Here is an 18,285-nt window from a genome sequence, read left to right on the forward strand (position 1 = left end):
GTCATTTGGTTTCGAACCGGGTTGCGCCATCCCAATCAGGGTCTTGTGGTCGCAACGCCATCGAGGCTAAACGCTGGGCATAGAGCTGGTAAAGGACTTTTTTGGCATCCGCGGCGAGCAGGGGGGCCAGCAAGTTTCGGCCCATCGCCCAGTCCTGCCGTCGGTAGGCCGCGAGCACTTCGCTCCAGCGGCCGAGCAGTTGCCGGGTCTGCGCCACCGCCTCGGGCGTGCGCACGGCCAGGGGCGTGAAAACGGCAACGGCTTGTGCCTTTCCTTTGACGCGAACGCTGTCGAGCTCCTGCCAGATGTAGTCGGGCGCCAGCTCGCATGTCGCGCCGCTGGCCACGACTTGCACGCCGTAGTGTCCGCTCAGGCCCTCGAGGCGGGATGCGAGATTGACCGCATCGCCGACCACGGTATAGCTGCGGCGCGCGGCGGAGCCCATGTCGCCCACGCTCATCAGGCCGCTGTTGATGCCGATGCCCACGCTGATCTCGGGCCGGCCGCTGGCGCGGTGAATGCGGTTGATGTCGTGCACGGCGTCGGCCATGTCGAGCGCAGCCCGTACGGCGAGCGTGGCGTGGTCGGGTGTGTCGATGGGTGCGCCCCAGAAGGCCATGACGCAGTCGCCCATGTATTTGTCGATGGTGCCGCGGTGCGCGCTGATCACGTTGGTGAGTCGGCTGAAGACGGTGTTGAGAAAGGCCTGCAGCTCGGCCGGCGCCATCTGCTCCGACAGGCGGGTGAAATCGCGCATGTCGCAGAACATCACGGTCATGGGCTTGCTCTCGGCGCGCATGCTGTAGCGGCCGGGGTGCTCCATCATTTCGTTGACGAGCTGTGGCGGCACGTAGGTGCCGAAGAGCCGCACCAGGCCGCGCCGCGCACGCGATTCGACGAAGTAGCCCCAGCTCATGTTGAACACGAAGGCCAGCGCCGTCATCGCCAGCGCCGACGCCAGCGGCAGCACGAGGCTGTGGCTCACGTACAACCAGGTGTTGAGACCGATCAGCGCGGCGATCGTCCCCGCGGCCAGCAGCAGGGCGCGAGGCGCCGACAGCAACGACAGTCCGAAGGCCAGCACGAGCCCCGTCACGGCGACAAGCAGCACCTCATAGCCCACCGCGTAATCGGGCACGCTGAGCAGCCGATGGTCGAGCAGGGCGGAGACGACGTTGGCATGTACCTCCACCCCCGGGAACGCGGCCTCGACGGGTGTGGCACGCAGATCCTGCAGCCCCGGGGCCGTGGCGCCCAGGAGCACGATCTTGTCCTTCAGCTCGCCCGGCCCGAGCCGGCCTTCGAGCACGTCCGCTGCAGGCACGTAGCGGAACGATCCTCCGTCCGCGCCGCCGGGGCCGCGAAACGGCACCTGCATGCTGCCCGTGCCGTCGACCGGAATGCGCAGGCGTCCCACTCTCAGCGATTCGAGCTGCGGCGTGGCGCCTCCTCCGGGCGCAAAGGCCGGCTGCACGGGCGGCGATCCGTTCGCGAGGCGGTAGACGGCGAGCCCCAGCGACTCGTAATAACCCGGCTGCGCCTTGTCGCCTTCGTAGCGGGCGATGAGCGGCACGCTGCGAATGACGCCGTCGCCGTTGGCACCGACCAGCGTATTCAGGAAACCCGCCATTGGCGCGGCCTGCGCCAGTGCCGGCAGGCTGGCACCGAAGCCGTTCCAGGTCGTTGCGTAGATCCCGCCCGAGGGGAACGCCCCGGCTGGCAGCAAGGGGGCAGCAGGCAGCTGTCCCTTGGCACTCGGCGCCTCGGTCCGCGTGAAGTAATAGCCCAGCGCCACGCGCCGGCCGCTCAGCGCCGCGGCGAAGGTGGCGTCATGGTCGAGGCCAGGCGCCAGTCGCTCGACCTCGGCGGCCAGGCCCGGCACGTTGCCCAGCGGCCCGCTCGCCATCTCCCGCAGCCTGTCGAGGCCCGAACTGCGGTCCGGCTCGAGAAACATGACGTCGAAGCCGAGCACGGCCGCCTGCTGGCGGGTCATCAATTCCGTGGTGAGGCGGGCGATCTTGTCGCGTGCCCAGGGCCATTGGCCCTGGCGCGCCAGGCTGGCGTCGTCGACATCGACGATCACGACCCGCGCATCGGGTGTGCCCGGCATGGTGGCGCGCAGGCGGATGTCGTAGATCAGCCGGTCAAGGCGCTCGATCGCGGTCAGCGGCCAGACGCCGGTGGCATGCGCCAGCGCCAGCAGCACGGGCAGCAAGGTGATGGCGATGCGCGGCCAGTGCCGCCGCAGTTCCCTCACGGCGCGGCGTCCATGCGCACGTCGCCGCGGCAGGCCGGAAGAAAAGGCGGCTCAGATGCGCACGAACTGCATGCGCGTGGCGCCACCCAGCTCGAGCACGTCGCGCTCCTGCAGCGCAACCGCCTCGGCGCCGAGCTGCAGGCCGTTGAGCGTGACGTTGCCTTCGACGCCCGCAGCAACGTAGCCCTGTCGGCGGCGCGTAACCACCGCCACCGCGACACCGGGCTTGCCGATGGTGGTGACGACCTTCTGCAGCGCGACGTCTTGCCCCTCGTTGGCACCGGAGAGCACGCGCAGCACCGGAATGCCGAGCTCGACCAAGGCGCCGGATTCCGTTGGCGCCGACGACAAAGGCATGGACCCCGAGGGGTACTCGGCCGACGGGGAGCGGACCGAGCCGGTGCCGATGGGCAGATTGCTGCGCGCGCGGAAATGGATGCGGCAGCCCCCGACCTCGATGACATCGTTGTCCTTGAGCGCCTGCTTCTGGATGGCGAGCGCATTGACGTAGGTGCCGTTGGTGCTGTTGAGATCTTCAATTTCGACTTCGCCACCGCTCATGTGCAGCACGGCATGCTCGCCGCTGACCGCCAGATTGTCGATCACGATGTCGTTGTAGGCACGGCGTCCCAGCGTCGTGCGTTCCTTGGCAAGCGCCACTTGCCCGATGACAACGCCATCGACCGAGATGATCATCTTCGGCATTGCCGACTCCCCGAATCCAGAGCTTGAATGACGGCAAGCACATTGGCGGATTGCCGCCAGGGCCTGCTACTTGGCCGTGCGAGGCGCTTCTGCAACGCTCGCGCTGGCAAGGACAACCGAGATGTTGTCCCGTCCACCATTGTCATTGGCAATTGAAACCAAAAGTGATGCTTTTTTCTGAAGCCCGACATCGTGTCCTAGAAGCGTGAAAAGCTGCTCATCCGAAACCATCTCGCTGAGCCCGTCGGAGCAAAGCATATAGAGATCGCCCGGTCTTGCGCTGTGTTCGTGCATTTCCAGCAAGACTTGGGCCTCCACGCCCACGGCGCGCGTCACAAGGTTGCGGGTGGGCGAATTCAGGGCTTCCTCGGCGGTGATGGCGCCGGCGTCGAGCTGCTGCTGGCGCAGCGAGTGGTCGCGGGTGAGCAGCTCCAGCTTGTTGTTGCGCACCCGGTAGCACCGCGAATCGCCGATGTGGCCGACCAGCACGCGCTGCGGCCGGAACGCCGCGAGCACCAGCGTCGTTCCCATGCCCTGCAGTTCGTGATTGGTCATGCCGGCGTGCAGGATCGAGCTGTTGGCCTCGTCCGTGGCCGCCTGCAGCGCCCGCCGGATCACGCGGGTCGGCGCCTGCATCCCGGCCTGGGCGAACCACCGGCCGAAGCTGGCATGCATCAGCGAGACAGCCATCGCGCTCGCCACTTCGCCGCCCTTGTAGCCGCCCATGCCGTCGGCCAGCAAGGCCAATCCCAGGGCGGAGTCCACGTGCACGGCGTCCTCGTTATGGGCGCGCGTCCGCCCGACGTCAGTCAGGGCGGCGAATTCCCAGGTCAGCGGAGGGCGGGTGGAGAACAGGGAAACGCCGACACTCGCCATGGTTTGTCAGTGCCGACTTCTTGAAAACTCAGTGCGCAGCGGCGCGTGCGCGCCGTTGCAGCAAGCGGCCACCGGCCACGACGAGCAACGCACCAGCAGCAGCAGCCGCGTAGTGCAACCAGGGGTTGGCCGCCAGCGTGTCACGCAGCACCGCGTCCTGCACGATGGTTTCGCCACCAACCCAGCCGATCAGCGCGGCGCCCAGCATGACGATGATCGGGAAGCGTTCCATGAGCTTGATCATGAGCGTGCTGCCGAAAATCACCAAGGGGATGCTGATTGCCAAGCCGAGGACCAGCAGGACCATGCTGCCCTGCGCGGCGGCCGCGACGGCAATCACGTTGTCCAGGCTCATCACCAGGTCAGCCAGCAGGATGGTGCGCACGGCGGCCATCATGCTGCCGTATTCCTTGGATTCGCCCTCGCCCTCGTCGTCCTCGCTCAGCAGCTGCAGGCCGATCCACAGCAGCAGCAGGCCGCCGATGATCTGCAGGTAAGGCAGGGCGAGCAGCTTGGCCGCCACCACCGTGAGCACGATACGCAGCACCACGGCCGCGCCCGAGCCGAAGAGCACGGCCTTTTTCTGCTGCGCGGGCGGCAACGAACGCGCCGCCATGGCAATCACCACCGCGTTGTCTCCCGACAGGATGATGTTGATCCAGACGATCTTGAGCAGACCTAACCAGAAGTCTGTGCTTTGAAGAATTTCCATGTCTCTGATCCCACTGTGTTTTATTGAAAAAAGCGCCCGCAATCCAGTGCGGGCGCTTCTTTGTTTCTGCGTGGTCCTACGGCATGTTGCTGCCGTTTTCCGTTTTAGAGCTGCGCCTTGAGCAGCTTGGCCAGTTCCGAGAAGTTGCGCGTCACGGTGAAGCCGCATTCTTCCATGATGGCAAGCTTGGCATCAGCCGTGTCGGCGCCGCCCGAGATCAGCGCGCCGGCGTGGCCCATGCGCTTGCCGGGAGGGGCGGTGACACCGGCGATGAAGCCGACGACCGGCTTCTTCATGTGTTCCTTGCACCAGCGGGCTGCGTCAGCCTCGTCCGGGCCGCCGATTTCGCCGATCATGATGACGGCGTCGGTGTCCGGGTCGTCGTTGAAGGCCTTCATCACGTCGATGTGCTTCAGACCGTTGATCGGGTCGCCGCCAATGCCGACTGCCGACGATTGGCCCAGGCCGATTTCGGTCAGTTGAGCCACGGCTTCGTACGTCAGCGTACCCGAGCGCGAGACCACGCCGATGCGGCCCTTGCGGTGGATGTGGCCGGGCATGATGCCGATCTTGATTTCGTCGGGCGTGATCAGGCCGGGGCAGTTCGGGCCCAGCAGCAGGGTCTTCTTGCCGCCGGCCGCTTCCTTGGCCTTCATCTTGTTGCGCACTTCGAGCATGTCGCGAACCGGGATGCCTTCGGTGATGCAGATCGCCAAGTCCAGGTCGGCTTCGACGGCTTCCCAGATGGCGGCCGCGGCGCCTGCCGGCGGCACGTAGATCACCGACACCGTGGCGCCGGTTTGCGAGGCAGCTTCCTTCACCGAACCGAAGATCGGGATGTTGAAGATCGACTCGCCGGCCTTCTTCGGGTTCACGCCCGCCACGAAGGCGTTCTTGCCGTTCGCGTATTCCTGGCACTTCTCGGTGTGGAACTGGCCGGTCTTGCCGGTGATGCCTTGCGTGATGACTTTGGTGTCTTTGTTGATGTAGATCGACATGACTTGTTCCTTAGGCCTTCTTGACTGCTGCCACGACCTTCTGGGCCGCTTCCGCCATGGTGTCGGCGCTGATGATCGGCAGGCCCGAATCGGCCAGCAGCTTCTTGCCTTCGACTTCGTTGGTGCCCTTCATGCGAACGACCAGCGGCACTTGCAGGTTCACGGCCTTGCAGGCTGCGATCACGCCGGTGGCGATGGTGTCGCACTTCATGATGCCGCCGAAGATGTTGACGAGGATGGCCTCGACGTTCTTGTTCTTCAGCATGATCTTGAAGGCTTCCGTGACCTTCTCGGGGGTGGCGCCGCCGCCCACGTCCAGGAAGTTGGCCGGCTCGCCGCCGAACAGCTTGATGGTGTCCATGGTGGCCATGGCCAGGCCGGCACCGTTCACCAGGCAGCCGATGTTGCCGTCCAGCGAGATGTAGGCGAGGTCGAACTTCGAGGCTTCGACTTCGGCAGCGTCTTCTTCGTCGAGGTCGCGCAGGGCCACGATTTCGGGGTGGCGGAACAGCGCGTTGCTGTCGAAGTTGAACTTGGCGTCCAGCGCCATGACGTTGCCCTTGCTGTCACGGTTGAGCGGGTTGATCTCGACCAGCGAGGCGTCCGTCTCCATGTAGCAGGTGTAGAGCTTCTTGAGGATGTCGACCGTCTGGGCGGTCGAATCGGCCGGCATGCCGATGCCGTCGGCGATCTGCTTGGCCTGTTCGTCGGTCAGGCCCTTTTCGGGGTCTGCGAACACCGTGATGATCTTCTCGGGCGAGGAGTGGGCCACTTCCTCGATGTCCATGCCGCCTTCGCTCGAAGCGATGAAGGCCACCTTCTGGGTGGCGCGGTCGGTCACGGCCGAGACGTAGTATTCCTTGTTGATGTCGGCGCCGTCTTCGATGTAGAGGCGGCGGACCTTCTGGCCTTCGGGGCCGGTCTGGTGCGTCTTGAGCTGCATGCCGAGGATTTCGCCGGCGAGCTTCTTGACGTCTTCGATGGACTTGGCGACCTTGACGCCACCGCCCTTGCCGCGGCCACCCGCGTGGATCTGGGCCTTGACGACCCAGACCGGGCCTCCAAGTTTCTGGGCGGCTTCCACCGCCTCCTGAACCGTATAGGCCGGGATGCCGCGCGGCACCGGCACGCCGAACTTGGCAAGGATTTCCTTGCCTTGGTACTCGTGAATCTTCATGAGGGATGTCTCTCGGAAGGAGGAGGTTGAGAACGGGAGATCTGGGTGAGAGTGTTTCTGCTCTGTTGCTCGCGGGCGACGGCGGCCTGACGGCCGGGGGCGGCGAACAACCGCGGACTGTATCATGGTGCGCCGCACCAATACTGTACGTGGGGTTGCGGGCAATACGTACTTTCTTCTAGTTACCCGGGGCACCCTCCATCATGGCCAAGGTTTTCATCGACGGCGAAGCCGGCACCACCGGCCTGCAGATTCGCGAACGGCTCCAGGCAATGCCGCAGATCGAACTCGTGAGCATCGCGCCCGAGCTGCGAAAAGACGTGAACGCCAAGCGCGAACTGATGGCCGGCGTCGACCTGGTGGTGCTGTGCCTGCACGACGACGCGGCGCGCGAATCGGTCGCGCTGATCGACCAGTTGCCCGGCAAGAAGCCCAAGATCATCGACGCCTCCACGGCGCACCGCATCGCCCCCGGCTGGGTGTTCGGCTTCCCCGAACTCACCGAAGGCCACTGGCAGGCCGTAGCCAAGGCCGAGCGCGTCGGCAACCCCGGCTGCTACGCCACCGGCGCCATCGCCATGGTGCGCCCGCTGGTCGACGCGGGCATCCTGCCGGTCGACTTCCCCGTTTCGCTGCCCTCCGTGAGCGGCTATTCGGGCGGCGGCCGGACCATGATCGAGGCCTACGAAAAAGGCGAAGCGCCGCCGTACGAGATCTACGCCCTGGGCCTGAAGCACAAGCACATTCCCGAAATCATGACCTACACCGGCCTCACCCGCCGGCCGGTCTTCATTCCGTCGGTGGGCAATTTCAAGCAGGGCATGCTGGTGCAGTTGCCGCTGCACCTCGACCTGCTGCCCGGCAAGCCGAAGGCCGGCGACCTGCAAGATGCGCTGGCCGCGCACTACGCGCGCAGCAACACGCCCGAGAAATTCGTGAAGGTGCTGCCGCCCACCGAGGACGGCAAGCTCGAAGCACTGGCGCTCAACGACACCAACGAGCTCGAGATCCGCGTGTTCCCCAACGAGGACCATCGCCACGCCGTGGTGATTGCCCGCCTCGACAACCTCGGCAAGGGCGCCAGCGGCGCCGCGGTGCAGAACCTGAAGCTGATGCTGGCGCTCTGAGCGCCACGCCTCTTCAGTCAGTTCACCAGCCAGAGCCCGACGCCCAGCAGGGCCGCGTGCACGCCCAGCGCGACGTACAGCGGCTTGCGCGAAGGCGTCGCCATGTCCTGCAGCGCCTCGTGGATGCGGCGCGTGAGTAGCGCGCGCAGCGCCGGGTCTTGCACAGCGCCCTCGCCTGCCACCGGCTCGCCATGCTCCGCGCGACTTTGCTGCCATTCGGCCAGCATCTCGCTCAGCGGCAGCCTGTTGAGCACGAAGCCCACCACCGAACGCACCGCCTTGCCTTCACCCAGCACCGGCGCGAGCTGCTTGCTCAAGGCATCGATCGACAGCCAGTCGGCCGCGCGTTGCAAAGTGCCGTGGGCGCGCGGCATCGCTTCGATGCGCCCGGCAATCGCACCGCCGAGCCGCTGCGACACGGCCTCGCCACGCGCCGCGACCAGATGCTGCATCGCACGCGCGCGCCCTTGCTGCACGCCCAGCATCACGTAGACGACCACGAACAGCAGCAGCAAGACCGCTACCAGCAGCGGCGGCGAGGTGATGAGCGCGACGATGGCGCCGGCTCCACCGGCACGCGCAGCCGTATTGCCCGGCCCCTGCAACTGGCTCAGATAGAAGAAGAAAACGCCGCCGCCCAGGATGACGCCGAGCAGGCCTCCCTTGATCACGGAACCGGCGAAAGACAAGCCGGCCTTGGCGCCGGTGCGAACGAGAGACGGCTGGCCGACGGGGTCGGATGACATGGAAAAACTCCTCCGTTGATTGACGGCCGTTCTGCTCGACTGCTTGCCGTGCAATCCGGCGGCCTGCCGCGGATCATGCCATCGGCGCCCCACACCATAATCGCGCACCAACCACACGAGGAGGACTTCATGGCCGTCAAATTCCAGAAACCGACCGCGGCATTCGTCGCCGCATCCTGGGCCGCGCTGCTCATCGGCGCCATCGTCTACCTGATCGGGCTGTGGAACGCCTCCATGCAGCTCAACGAGAAGGGCTACTACTTCACCATCCTGATGTACGGCCTGTTCGCCGCCGTGTCGCTGCAGAAGACCGTGCGCGACCGCCTCGAAGGCACCGCCGTCACCGGCATCTACTACGGCCTGTGCTGGATCTCGCTGCTGCTGTCGGTGGCGCTGCTCGCCGTCGGCCTCTTCAACGCCACGCTGGCCGCGAGCGAAAAGGGCTTCTACGCCATGGCCTTCCTGTTGAGCCTGTTCGGCGCTGTGGCCGTGCAGAAGAACGTGCGCGACATCGCCGCGCACAAGAGCGAGATGCCGTCGCTCGACGACTCGCCCGAAGCCAACTGAGCGAGCGAGCCGGCGCTACTCGTTGTCGTTGTAGCCGCTGGCCCCCATCAGCGCCGACAGGCGCGCGGAGATGTTGCCGACGATGCCGCGCACCTGCACCACGTCCGGCGCCGACTTCTGGTCGATGCGCTCGATGTACGGCACGTTGATCGACGCGATCACGTGGTCGGCCGCCCCCATCACCGGGAACGCGATGTTGGTGATGCCGCGCGTCTGCTTGCTCGGCATGGCCGAGTAGCCGCGCTCGCGCACCTCCTGCAGGATCGCGAAGAGCTCGCCCGGGTCCATGTCGAGTTCGCCTTCCACACCGATGTGGGCGCGCAGCATGCGGGCGCGATCGATTTCGTCGCGGAACGCCAGCAGCACGTGGCCTGACGACGTATCCGTCAGCCCCATCACCACCCCCACCTTGAGCCCGAACGACCAGCGCTCGGGGCTCTCGACCTGCGCGATGACCACCACGCGCCCGCCCTGGTACATGGTGAGGTGGCACGACTGGCGCGCCCGGTTGGCCAGCTCGCGCAAGAGCGGCAGCGCCGCACTCACCAGGCTTTTCAGCGGTTGCTGGCGATGCGCCAGTTCGAACATGCGCAGTGTGAGCGTGTAGCGGTCGTTCTCGTCGACCTGCACATAGCCGCGCCGCTGCAGCGTCACCGCCATGCGAAAGATCTCGCTGACCTTGCGCCCGACCTTCTGCGCCAGCTCGTTCAGCGTGTAGCCGGTGGCGCTGTCGGCCAGCGCCTCCAGGATGTCCAGCCCCTTCTCGAGCGCCGGCGCGGCATAGCGCAGCGCGCCCTCCCCTTCGGGCGCGGCCTCTTCCTGACTCTGTAGTTCTTCCGGCGCTGGTGCTTGCTTCATTGTTCCCTGCTCAGTTCGACCATCCACCGTCGATCATATGGATCGCGCCGGTGGTGAAGGCCGACTCGTCGGAAGCCAGGTACACCACCAGCGCAGCAATTTCTTCCGGTTTGCCGACGCGCCCGAGCGGCTGGCGCGCCACGAAGGCGGCGCGCACCGCGGCTTCGTCGGCGCCGGCCTGCTCGGCCTGGGCCGCGATCCGGTCGCGCAGCGAGGGCGATTCGACCGTGCCCGGGCAGATGGCATTGCAGCGCACGCCCTGCTGGATGAAGTCGGCGGCCACCGCCTTGGTCAGCCCGATGACCGCGGCCTTCGAGGCGCCATAGACAAAGCGGTTCGGCACGCCCTTCACGCTCGACGCGGCCGAGGCCATGTTGATGATCGAGCCGCCGCGCTCCAGCATCGCCGGCAGGAAGGTGCGGATGGTGCGGTACATCGACTTCACATTGAGGTCCATGCTGAAGTCCCAGTCGGCTTCCTCGCAGGCCAGGATGTTGCCGCTGTGCACGAAGCCGGCGCAGTTGAAGAGCACGTCGAGCCGCCCCGCGGTCTGCGCGAAGGCCTGCAGCGCGGCGCTGTCGCGCACGTTGAGCGTGGCGGTCTTCAGGCCCGACAGGCCCTCTTCACGAGCCAGCGCTGCGAGTTCGGCCAGCGCGGCTTCGTCCACGTCGGTGGCCCATACGGCGGCGCCTTCGCGCGCCAGCGCCAGTGCGCTGGCGCGGCCGATGCCCTTGCCGGCAGCGGTGACGAGGATGTTCTTTCCCTGAACGCGAGAAGTCATTGGCGATGTCCTTTGAGTGAGTGTCGGCGCATATGTGAAATATCAATTTCACTGATGAAATCAAATATACGCGACCCGCAAGCCTTTGCATCCCCTCAAAAACCCGGGATCGGTCGCTCAATCATTGGTGAATACCCTTGAATTGGCGCAAACCCCAGCTTCCATTCGAAGGCCTGCTGCTAACCTCATCTGTGAAAAGTAGTTTTACCTAAGAAAACGAGATTCACCCATGGCCCAAGCACCCTCCTCGCTGCTCACCCGCCTGCAAGCCTGCTACACGGGCATCCTCCACGACGTGATGCGCGCCGCGGGCCTGCGCGACTTCACGCTGCCGCCCACGCTGCGCCCGCTGATCGCCGGCCAGAAGATGTGCGGGCCGGCCTTCACGGTGAACGGCCGCGTCGACCCCACGGCCGATCCGCACGAGACGCTGATGGCGTGGACCGGCTTTCTCTCGCGTGCCAAGCCCGGCCACATCGCCGTGATCCAGCCGAACGACTCGACGGTGTCGCACATGGGCGAGCTCTCGGCCGAGACGCTGGGCCGCAAGGGCGTGCTGGGCGTGATCGCCGACGGCGGCGTGCGCGACGCCGAATTCATCCTGCAGCAGGGCTTCCAGGTGTGGCACCGCTACTTCACGCCGCGCGACATCGTCGGCTACTGGCTGCCAGACGCGATGGACGTGCCGGTGCGCATCGGCGACGTCACGGTGAACCCCGGCGACCTGCTGCTGGCCGACACCGATGGCGTGATCTGCCTGCCGCTCGCGCAGGCCGAAGCCATCGTTACCGAGGCCGAACACATGATGGGCCGCGAAAACCTCGTGCGCACCGCCATCCTCGCGGGCACCGACCCGCAAGAGGCCTACCTGAAGTACCGCAAGTTCTGAGCGCCGGATGTCGAACCCGCAATCCATCGACGCCCGGCTGGTGCTGCTCTCGCCCGGCGACAACTGCCTGATCGCCTGCACCCGCCTTGCCGCCGGCACGTCCGTGCAGCTCGAAGACGGCGCCGTGACCCTGCCGAAAGAAATCGGCCTGGGCCACAAGCTCGCGCGCCATGCCATCGCGGCCGGCGAGAAGGTGCTGAAGTACGGCGCCGTCATCGGCAGCCTGCGCCTGGCCGTAGAGGCCGGCGAACACATCCACACGCACAACCTCGACAGCGACTACACGCCCACCTACACGCTGGACGAGGGCAAGACCTTCGTCGGCCACGCCTGAGGCGCCCTCCCCGCATGAACGCTCCCAATTTCAAGATCAACGGATTCCCGCGCGCCGACGGCCGCAAGGGCATTCGCAACGTCGTGGTCGTGGCCTACCTCGTCGAGTGCGCGCACCACGTGGCCCGCGAGATCACGCTCAACTTCCGCCAGCAGGACGGTGAATCGGAAGTGCATCTCGTCGGCTTCCCCGGCTGCTACCCGAACGAGTACGCCGAACGCATGATGCAAGCCATTGCCACGCACCCCAACGTGGGCGCGGCGCTGCTGATCTCGCTGGGCTGCGAGAGCATGAACAAGCGCAAGCTCGAAGAGGCCGTTGCCGCATCGGGCCGGCCGGTGCACACGCTCACCATCCAGAAGAAGGGCGGCACGCGCACCACCATCCGCGAGGGCACGCAGTGGGTGCAGTGGGCGCTGGCCGAACTCGCGCAGCAGCAGCGCGTGCCCATGAACCTGAGCGAGCTCGTGGTGGGCACGATCTGCGGCGGCTCCGACGGCACCAGCGGCATCACCGCCAACCCGGCCGTGGGCCGCGCCTTCGACCTGCTGATCGAACAGGACGCGCGCTGCATCTTCGAGGAAACCGGCGAGCTGATCGGCTGCGAATTCCACATGCAGCGCCGCGCCGCCACGCCGGAGCTCGGCGAGGCCATCGTCGAATGCGTGAACAAGGCCGCGCGCTACTACAGCACCATGGGCCACGGCAGCTTCGCGCCGGGCAATGCCGACGGCGGCCTCTCGACCATCGAGGAAAAATCGCTGGGCGCATATGCGAAAAGCGGCGCCTCGCCCATCAACGGCATCGTGAAGCCGGGCGACGTTCCGCCGCAGGGCGGCCTCTACCTGCTCGACGTGGTGCCCGACGGCGAGCCGCGCTTCGGCTTTCCGAACATCAGCGACAACGCAGAGATCGTCGAACTCATCGCCTGCGGCGCGCACCTCATCCTGTTCACCACGGGCCGCGGCTCTGTGGTGGGCTCTGCCGTGTCGCCCGTCATCAAGGTCTGCGCCAACCCCGACACCTACCGCCAGCTCGGCGAGGACATGGACGTCGATGCCGGCCGCATCCTCGAAGGGCGCGGCACGCTGCAGGAGGTGGGCCAGGAGATCTTCGACGCTGTGCGCAGCGTTGCCGACGGCGCGGCCACCAAGTCCGAGGCGCTGGGACATCGCGAATTCATCCTGACCTACAAGGCCTTCGAACCGCTCGGCCCTTCGTGCCTGCCGCTCGCCAGCATTGCTCGCGCTGCGTGAGCGGCACCCTCCCCTGCTTTCTTCCATTGGACTTCCGGAGCCCAACGCATTGAACTACCAGTTCGACTTCATGCCCGTGCTCGAGCAGTGGCCGCTGCTGCTCGAAGGCGCGTGGACCACCGTGCAGCTGTCCTTCATCGCGACGGTGCTGGGCTTTGCGCTGGGCACGGTCTGCGCACTGGGGCGCAACAGCCGCCACGGCTGGCTGCGGCGCCTGACGGGCGGCTACGTGGAAGCCATCCGCAACACGCCGCTGCTGATCCAGAGCTACTTCCTCATCTTCGGCCTCTCCAGTGCCGGCGTGACGATGCCGATCATGGTGGGCGCGGTGCTGGCGCTGGTGGTGAACATCGGCGCGTACAGCTGCGAGATCATCCGCGCGGGCATCGAGTCGATCCACAAGGGCCAGCTCGAGGCGGCGCAATGCCTGGGCCTGTCGAAGCTGCAGGTGTTCTGGCACGTGATCCTGCGGCCCGCGGTGGAGCGCGTGTACCCGGCGCTCGCCAGCCAGTTCGTGCTGCTGATGCTGGCCTCCAGCATCATGTCGTCGATCGGCGCGGAAGAGCTCTTCGGCGTGGCCAACCGCATCCAGTCGGACACCTTCCGCAACTTCGAGATCTTCATCGTGCTGTGGGTGGTGTACCTGGCGCTGTCGTACGCCATGCGCCTGGGCTTCTGGCTGCTGGGCATGCTGATCTTCCCGCGCCGGCGCAAGCTGGGCACGCCGCTGTGAGGCGGGCGAAAGAGGTTTCGACATGACCTTCATGCCAATCGATCACTTCGGCTTTTTGTTGATGGGCGCGTGGGGCACGGTACAGCTCTCGGCGCTTGCGTTCGTGGGCGGCGGGCTCATCGGACTGGCGGTGGCGCTGGCGCGCGTGTCGCCGGTGAAGGCGGTGCGGCGCATTGCGGCGGGCTACATCCAGGTCATCCAGGGCACGCCGCTGCTGGTGCTCATGGGCGTGTGCTTCTTCGGACCCAACATCGCGGGCATCGGCTCGGTGCCGGCGATCGTCGCGGCAGCGCTGGCCATCACCATCTATGCGAGCGCCTTCCTGGGCGAGATCTGGCGCGGCTGCATCCAGTCCGTGCCGCGCAGCCAGTGGGAAGCCGCCGAGTGCCTGGCGCTCACCCGCTGGGAGCGCATGCGCCGCGTGATCCTGCCGCAGGCGCTGCGCATCGCGACGCCGCCCACAGTGGGCTTCCTGGTGCAGATCATCAAGAACACGTCGATCGCGTCGCTGGTGGTCGGCTATGCCGAGCTTTCCTACAACGCCAAGGTGCTGAACAACTCGACGTTCCAGCCCTTCCTGTATTTCGGGTGCGCGGTGGTCCTGTATTTCATTCTTTGTTATCCGCTGTCGCGATGGAGTCGCGCCCTTGAAAGGAAGCTCAATGCAGCCCGTGGTTGAACTCAACGACGTCCACAAGCACTTCGGCAAGCTGCATGTGCTCAAGGGCGTGTCGTTCTCGGTGACGCGCGGGCAGGTGGTGGCCATCATCGGCCAGAGCGGCTCGGGCAAGAGCACCGCGCTGCGCTGCATCGACCGGCTGGAGACCATCGACAGCGGCACCATCCAGTGCTGCGGCCACGCGGTGCACGACCCGGCGCTGAACCTGCGCGACCTGCGCAAGGACGTGGGCATCGTGTTCCAGAGCTACAACCTGTTCCCGCACCTCACGGTGAAGCAGAACATCACGCTCGCGCCGCAGTCGGTGAAGAAGATGAGCGCATCGGAAGCCGGCGCCATCGCCATGGAAGTGCTCGAACGCGTGGGCCTGGCCGAGAAGGCCGACGCCTACCCGGAGCAGCTCTCGGGCGGCCAGCAGCAGCGCGTGGCCATCGCGCGATCGCTCGCGATGAAGCCTCAGCTGATGCTGTTCGACGAAGTGACTTCCGCGCTCGACCCGCAGCTCACCGGCGAAGTGCTCAAGGTGATGGAAAAGCTCGCTGCCGAGGGCATGACCATGATCCTCGTCACGCACGAGATGGCGTTCGCGCGCGGCGTGGCCGACAAGGTCATCTACATGCACCAGGGGCTGGTGTGGGAGGAAGGCGACGCCGGCATCCTCAGCGACCCGCAGACGCCCGAGCTGCGCCAGTTCATCGGCACCGGGCTTTGATTTTCTTTTCAGACAACTCCAGGAGACCTTCGATGACTTCTTCCCTCTCGTTCAAGCGCCGCGGCGCACTGCTGTCCGCGCTCGTGCTGGCCCTCGGCTTTGCAGGTGCGGCGCACGCTGACCAGCTCGACACCATCACCGCCGCCAAGAAGATCCGCGTGGCCATCGACCTCGCAGTGCCGCCCTACGGCCTGAAGGACGAGAAGCTCAACGCCACCGGCTCCGACGTCGAGACCGCGCGCCTGCTGGCCAGGAGCCTGGGCCTCGAACTGGAGATCGTGCCCACCACCGGCGCCAACCGCATTCCCTTCCTGCAGACCGACAAGGCAGACATCGTGATCTCCAGCATGTCGGTCACGCCGGAGCGCGAGAAGGTCGTCGACTTCTCTGTGCCCTATGCCGCCATCCTGGCCGTGGTGGGCGCGCCCAAGAGCATGAGCATCACCGGCCCGGCCGACCTGGCGGGCAAGAAAGTGATTGCCACGCGCGGCACCACCAACGACCAGGAAGTGACGAAGATCCTGCCGGCCGGCGCGCAGATCGTGCGCTTCGACGACGACGCCACCTCCATCACCGCCGTGGTGAGCGGACAGGCCGACATCTTCGCGACCGCGCCGCCGCTCTTGAAGACCATCAACGAGAAGAACCCTGCCAAGCAGATGGAGCCGAAGTTCACGATGAAGGTCAACATGCTGGCCATCGGCATGCGCAAGAACGAGCCGCGCCTGAAGGCCAAGCTCGACGAGTTCGTGAAGGCGCAGCTCAAGAGCGGCGAGCTCAACACCATCTACAAGAAATTCCACGGCGCCGACCTGCCCGCGGACGTGATGCGCAACGGAGCCTGAGCACGATGGCGAAGATCGACCAGGTAGAAATCGCGCAGATCGACATCGCGCCCAAGGTCAAGCGCACCGACGCGATCCAGTCCTTCGTGACGCAGGAGACCGTGATGGTCACCGTGCGCTGCGACGACGGCTCGTCGGGCACGGGCTACACGTACACCATCGGCACGGGCGGCTCGTCCATCGTGGCGCTGCTGAACGACCACCTGGTGCCGCGCCTGATCGGGCGCGACCCGCAGCAGTACGAAGCCATCTGGCGCGACCTGTTCTTCCACACGCACGCGACCGCCGTGGGCGCCATCACCAGCCTGGCGCTGGCGGCCATCGACACTGCGCTGTGGGACCGCAACGCGCGCGCGGCGGGGCTGCCGCTGTGGCGGCTGGCCGGTGGTGCGCAGGCGCGCGTGCCGGTCTACACGACCGAGGGCGGCTGGCTGCACATCGAGCCCGCACAACTCGTCGAGCAGACACTCGCTGCGAAGGCCGACGGCTTTCTCGGCGCGAAGATCAAGGTCGGCAAGCCGCATGTGGCGCAGGACATCGCGCGCCTTTCGGCTGTGCGCGAGGCCGTGGGGGCGGACTTCGAGCTGATGGTCGATGCCAACCAGAGCTTCACCGCGGCAGAGGCCATTCGCCGCGCGCGCCAGTACGCGCCGCTCGACCTGGCATGGTTCGAGGAGCCGATGCCGGCCGAGCACGTGCGCGGGCACGCGCAGCTGCTGGCGAGCACCAGCGTGCCGATCGCGGTGGGCGAATCGATGTACCACCCCTCGCAGTTCGCGGAATACATCCAGCAGGGCGCCTGCTCCATCGTGCAGGCCGACGTGGCGCGCGTGGGCGGCATCACGCCGTGGCTGAAGATTGCGCACCTCGCGGAGGCGCACAACATCGCGATGTGCCCGCACTTCCTGATGGAGCTGCACGTGAGCCTGTGCGCGGCGGTGCCGAATGCGCGCTGGGTGGAATACATCCCGCAGCTCGACGACCTCACGACGAGCCGGCTGCGCATCGAAGGCGGCCATGCGGTGGCGCCGGAGACGCCGGGGCTGGGCATCGAGTGGGATGCCGACCAGCTGAAGGCGCGGCGCAAGTTCGCTCCGATCGTGGTGCGCGGCTGAGGCTGTCAGTCAGTCTGCTTCGAGCAGGTTGCGCAGCGCCTGCAGGTCGCGGGCGATCCACTGCGCATCGCGCTCGAAGGCCGAATCGTCCATGTGCGGCTGGCGCAGCAGCGTGAACTGCAGCTCGCAGGCGTCCGGCGCAACGCCGATCACGCGAAACGGCAGGTAGACCTCGGGCACGCCTTCGGGCGCGACCCAGTGGTCGAGCACACCGAGATCGTTGCGCGGCGCGAAGCGCATGCGGGCCTCGCCGCTCTCGGGCGTGCGCACGATCCAGTGGTCGCCATGCGGCACCAGCGCGCTCTTGGCGAGGCCGCTGGCCCAGTCGGGCAAGCGCTTCGGATCTGCCGCCAGCACATAGGCGCGGCGCCATTCGCACTGCACGCGCTGAGTGATGACGCGGGACTGCGCGGCGTGGTCTTCATTCGTCGGTTTCATCGAAATCGCTCCTGAGTACCTTGGACACGACGGCGCCCGAAAAACCGCGCGCCATCAGGAATCGCATCTGCTTGGCCCGCTCCTTCGCATCGGCGGGCGGCGCATCGAAGCGGTGGCGCCACAGGGCCGTGGCGCGTTCGACTTCTGTTTCCTGCAGACCAGCTATCGCTTCGGCAATGGCCTCGGGCGCGATGCCCTTGGCCTGCAGCTCCTGCTTTACCCGCAGCGCGCCCGAGCGGGCAGCGCGCTGGTTGAGCACCGAGGCCACCACGCGCGGCTCGCTGATGAAGTCTTTCGCTGCCAGCTCATCGAGCGCCTTCGCCAGCGTGCCGGGCTCTTCTTCATGCTTTGCCAGCTTGCGCTCCAGCTCCGCGCGCGAATGTTCGCGCTGGCTCAGCAGGCGCAGTGCGCGGCCTTTGAGGGACGGGGCGTTGAATGCCATTCGGGGGTCGCTCGCGCGGCCCCCGGGGAGCCGCGCTC

General features: G+C 66.4%; 21 protein-coding genes. 10 read left to right on the forward strand and 11 right to left on the reverse strand.

The window, feature by feature from the left end:
- Position 1: 1 nt before the first annotated feature.
- The 6 genes from ACN9MV_RS32215 to sucC form a co-directional block, all read right to left on the reverse strand.
- Positions 2-2,257, reverse strand: a complete 2,256-nt coding sequence (locus ACN9MV_RS32215; protein WP_426390873.1) for a CHASE2 domain-containing protein — start codon at positions 2,255-2,257, stop codon at positions 2-4.
- 51 nt (positions 2,258-2,308) lie between these two features.
- Entirely contained in the window at positions 2,309-2,962 is a 654-nt protein-coding gene (locus ACN9MV_RS32220; protein WP_093174460.1) for an FHA domain-containing protein, read from the reverse strand.
- A 66-nt stretch (positions 2,963-3,028) separates the two neighbouring features.
- On the reverse strand, positions 3,029-3,838 hold the full coding sequence (locus ACN9MV_RS32225) for a Stp1/IreP family PP2C-type Ser/Thr phosphatase (protein ID WP_093055235.1): 810 nt from the start codon (positions 3,836-3,838) through the stop codon (positions 3,029-3,031).
- Between the two features lie 28 nt (positions 3,839-3,866).
- A complete protein-coding gene (locus tag ACN9MV_RS32230; protein WP_093055233.1) occupies positions 3,867-4,550 on the reverse strand; it encodes a TerC family protein in 684 nt (227 codons plus the stop codon).
- A 104-nt stretch (positions 4,551-4,654) separates the two neighbouring features.
- Positions 4,655-5,548 (reverse strand): succinate--CoA ligase subunit alpha, encoded by an 894-nt coding sequence (gene sucD / locus ACN9MV_RS32235; RefSeq protein ID WP_007828710.1) that lies wholly within the window; start codon positions 5,546-5,548, stop codon positions 4,655-4,657.
- A gap of 10 nt (positions 5,549-5,558) precedes the next feature.
- Positions 5,559-6,725, reverse strand: coding sequence for an ADP-forming succinate--CoA ligase subunit beta (sucC, locus tag ACN9MV_RS32240; RefSeq protein WP_042577345.1), 1,167 nt, complete (start codon positions 6,723-6,725; stop codon positions 5,559-5,561).
- 203 nt (positions 6,726-6,928) lie between these two features.
- On the opposite strand from sucC, the gene argC reads away from it, so the two are divergent.
- Positions 6,929-7,852, forward strand: a complete 924-nt coding sequence (gene argC, locus ACN9MV_RS32245; RefSeq protein WP_093055231.1) for an N-acetyl-gamma-glutamyl-phosphate reductase — start codon at positions 6,929-6,931, stop codon at positions 7,850-7,852.
- Between the two features lie 17 nt (positions 7,853-7,869).
- Here argC and ACN9MV_RS32250 read toward each other — a convergent pair whose 3' ends face one another.
- Entirely contained in the window at positions 7,870-8,598 is a 729-nt protein-coding gene (locus ACN9MV_RS32250; protein WP_426390874.1) for a hypothetical protein, read from the reverse strand.
- 129 nt (positions 8,599-8,727) lie between these two features.
- Between ACN9MV_RS32250 and yiaA the strand changes: the two genes are divergently transcribed.
- The gene (gene yiaA, locus ACN9MV_RS32255; protein ID WP_093076293.1) at positions 8,728-9,165 is read left to right on the forward strand and encodes an inner membrane protein YiaA; all 438 of its coding nucleotides are present in this window, start codon (positions 8,728-8,730) and stop codon (positions 9,163-9,165) included.
- Between the two features lie 15 nt (positions 9,166-9,180).
- On the opposite strand, the gene ACN9MV_RS32260 is transcribed toward yiaA, so the two are convergent.
- Together ACN9MV_RS32260 and ACN9MV_RS32265 are read right to left on the reverse strand one after the other, a co-directional pair.
- Positions 9,181-10,023, reverse strand: coding sequence for an IclR family transcriptional regulator (locus tag ACN9MV_RS32260; protein WP_093055225.1), 843 nt, complete (start codon positions 10,021-10,023; stop codon positions 9,181-9,183).
- 10 nt (positions 10,024-10,033) lie between these two features.
- Positions 10,034-10,804, reverse strand: coding sequence for an SDR family oxidoreductase (locus ACN9MV_RS32265; protein WP_093055224.1), 771 nt, complete (start codon positions 10,802-10,804; stop codon positions 10,034-10,036).
- Between the two features lie 229 nt (positions 10,805-11,033).
- Here ACN9MV_RS32265 and ACN9MV_RS32270 point away from each other — a divergent pair, with 229 nt between their 5' ends.
- From ACN9MV_RS32270 to ACN9MV_RS32305, 8 genes are read left to right on the forward strand one after another with little or no spacing between them, the layout of a single operon-like run.
- Entirely contained in the window at positions 11,034-11,693 is a 660-nt protein-coding gene (locus ACN9MV_RS32270) for an RraA family protein (RefSeq protein ID WP_093055222.1), read from the forward strand.
- 7 nt (positions 11,694-11,700) lie between these two features.
- Positions 11,701-12,027, forward strand: a complete 327-nt coding sequence (locus ACN9MV_RS32275; RefSeq protein WP_093055220.1) for a UxaA family hydrolase — start codon at positions 11,701-11,703, stop codon at positions 12,025-12,027.
- Positions 12,028-12,041: 14 nt separating this feature from the next.
- Complete coding sequence (locus tag ACN9MV_RS32280; RefSeq protein ID WP_426390875.1) at positions 12,042-13,283, forward strand: UxaA family hydrolase; 1,242 nt, start codon at positions 12,042-12,044, stop codon at positions 13,281-13,283.
- Between the two features lie 49 nt (positions 13,284-13,332).
- A complete protein-coding gene (locus ACN9MV_RS32285; protein ID WP_097197622.1) occupies positions 13,333-14,016 on the forward strand; it encodes an amino acid ABC transporter permease in 684 nt (227 codons plus the stop codon).
- Positions 14,017-14,038: 22 nt separating this feature from the next.
- The gene (locus ACN9MV_RS32290; protein ID WP_371127368.1) at positions 14,039-14,695 is read left to right on the forward strand and encodes an amino acid ABC transporter permease; all 657 of its coding nucleotides are present in this window, start codon (positions 14,039-14,041) and stop codon (positions 14,693-14,695) included.
- The gene (locus ACN9MV_RS32295; protein ID WP_093076300.1) at positions 14,679-15,407 is read left to right on the forward strand and encodes an amino acid ABC transporter ATP-binding protein; all 729 of its coding nucleotides are present in this window, start codon (positions 14,679-14,681) and stop codon (positions 15,405-15,407) included. Before ACN9MV_RS32290 ends, ACN9MV_RS32295 begins: the two co-directional genes overlap by 17 nt.
- A gap of 32 nt (positions 15,408-15,439) precedes the next feature.
- Positions 15,440-16,252 (forward strand): transporter substrate-binding domain-containing protein, encoded by an 813-nt coding sequence (locus ACN9MV_RS32300; RefSeq protein ID WP_093055212.1) that lies wholly within the window; start codon positions 15,440-15,442, stop codon positions 16,250-16,252.
- A gap of 5 nt (positions 16,253-16,257) precedes the next feature.
- Positions 16,258-17,367 carry a mandelate racemase/muconate lactonizing enzyme family protein gene (locus tag ACN9MV_RS32305; protein WP_426390876.1) on the forward strand — a complete coding sequence of 370 codons (1,110 nt, stop codon included), beginning with the start codon at positions 16,258-16,260 and terminating at the stop codon, positions 17,365-17,367.
- Between the two features lie 9 nt (positions 17,368-17,376).
- Here ACN9MV_RS32305 and ACN9MV_RS32310 read toward each other — a convergent pair whose 3' ends face one another.
- Together ACN9MV_RS32310 and recX are read right to left on the reverse strand one after the other, a co-directional pair.
- Entirely contained in the window at positions 17,377-17,805 is a 429-nt protein-coding gene (locus ACN9MV_RS32310; protein ID WP_093076305.1) for a polyketide cyclase, read from the reverse strand.
- Positions 17,789-18,247 (reverse strand): recombination regulator RecX, encoded by a 459-nt coding sequence (gene recX / locus ACN9MV_RS32315; RefSeq protein WP_093055206.1) that lies wholly within the window; start codon positions 18,245-18,247, stop codon positions 17,789-17,791. Before recX ends, ACN9MV_RS32310 begins: the two co-directional genes overlap by 17 nt.
- Positions 18,248-18,285: the final 38 nt, after the last annotated feature.

The sequence above is a fragment of the Variovorax sp. R-27 genome (genome assembly GCF_049913215.1).
Taxonomy (GTDB): domain Bacteria; phylum Pseudomonadota; class Gammaproteobacteria; order Burkholderiales; family Burkholderiaceae_C; genus Variovorax.

What these genes read in the sequence shown, in the direction of transcription:
- ACN9MV_RS32220 (WP_093174460.1), bottom strand. Translation starts at nt 2,962, where the DNA reads ATGCCGAAGATGATCATCTCGGTCGATGGCGTTGTCATCGGGCAAGTG.
- ACN9MV_RS32225 (WP_093055235.1), bottom strand. Translation starts at nt 3,838, where the DNA reads ATGGCGAGTGTCGGCGTTTCCCTGTTCTCCACCCGCCCTCCGCTGACC.
- ACN9MV_RS32230 (WP_093055233.1), bottom strand. Translation starts at nt 4,550, where the DNA reads ATGGAAATTCTTCAAAGCACAGACTTCTGGTTAGGTCTGCTCAAGATC.
- sucD (WP_007828710.1), bottom strand. Translation starts at nt 5,548, where the DNA reads ATGTCGATCTACATCAACAAAGACACCAAAGTCATCACGCAAGGCATC.
- sucC (WP_042577345.1), bottom strand. Translation starts at nt 6,725, where the DNA reads ATGAAGATTCACGAGTACCAAGGCAAGGAAATCCTTGCCAAGTTCGGC.
- argC (WP_093055231.1), top strand. Translation starts at nt 6,929, where the DNA reads ATGGCCAAGGTTTTCATCGACGGCGAAGCCGGCACCACCGGCCTGCAG.
- ACN9MV_RS32250 (WP_426390874.1), bottom strand. Translation starts at nt 8,598, where the DNA reads ATGTCATCCGACCCCGTCGGCCAGCCGTCTCTCGTTCGCACCGGCGCC.
- yiaA (WP_093076293.1), top strand. Translation starts at nt 8,728, where the DNA reads ATGGCCGTCAAATTCCAGAAACCGACCGCGGCATTCGTCGCCGCATCC.
- ACN9MV_RS32260 (WP_093055225.1), bottom strand. Translation starts at nt 10,023, where the DNA reads ATGAAGCAAGCACCAGCGCCGGAAGAACTACAGAGTCAGGAAGAGGCC.
- ACN9MV_RS32265 (WP_093055224.1), bottom strand. Translation starts at nt 10,804, where the DNA reads ATGACTTCTCGCGTTCAGGGAAAGAACATCCTCGTCACCGCTGCCGGC.
- ACN9MV_RS32270 (WP_093055222.1), top strand. Translation starts at nt 11,034, where the DNA reads ATGGCCCAAGCACCCTCCTCGCTGCTCACCCGCCTGCAAGCCTGCTAC.
- ACN9MV_RS32275 (WP_093055220.1), top strand. Translation starts at nt 11,701, where the DNA reads ATGTCGAACCCGCAATCCATCGACGCCCGGCTGGTGCTGCTCTCGCCC.
- ACN9MV_RS32280 (WP_426390875.1), top strand. Translation starts at nt 12,042, where the DNA reads ATGAACGCTCCCAATTTCAAGATCAACGGATTCCCGCGCGCCGACGGC.
- ACN9MV_RS32290 (WP_371127368.1), top strand. Translation starts at nt 14,039, where the DNA reads ATGACCTTCATGCCAATCGATCACTTCGGCTTTTTGTTGATGGGCGCG.
- ACN9MV_RS32295 (WP_093076300.1), top strand. Translation starts at nt 14,679, where the DNA reads ATGCAGCCCGTGGTTGAACTCAACGACGTCCACAAGCACTTCGGCAAG.
- ACN9MV_RS32300 (WP_093055212.1), top strand. Translation starts at nt 15,440, where the DNA reads ATGACTTCTTCCCTCTCGTTCAAGCGCCGCGGCGCACTGCTGTCCGCG.
- ACN9MV_RS32305 (WP_426390876.1), top strand. Translation starts at nt 16,258, where the DNA reads ATGGCGAAGATCGACCAGGTAGAAATCGCGCAGATCGACATCGCGCCC.
- ACN9MV_RS32310 (WP_093076305.1), bottom strand. Translation starts at nt 17,805, where the DNA reads ATGAAACCGACGAATGAAGACCACGCCGCGCAGTCCCGCGTCATCACT.
- recX (WP_093055206.1), bottom strand. Translation starts at nt 18,247, where the DNA reads ATGGCATTCAACGCCCCGTCCCTCAAAGGCCGCGCACTGCGCCTGCTG.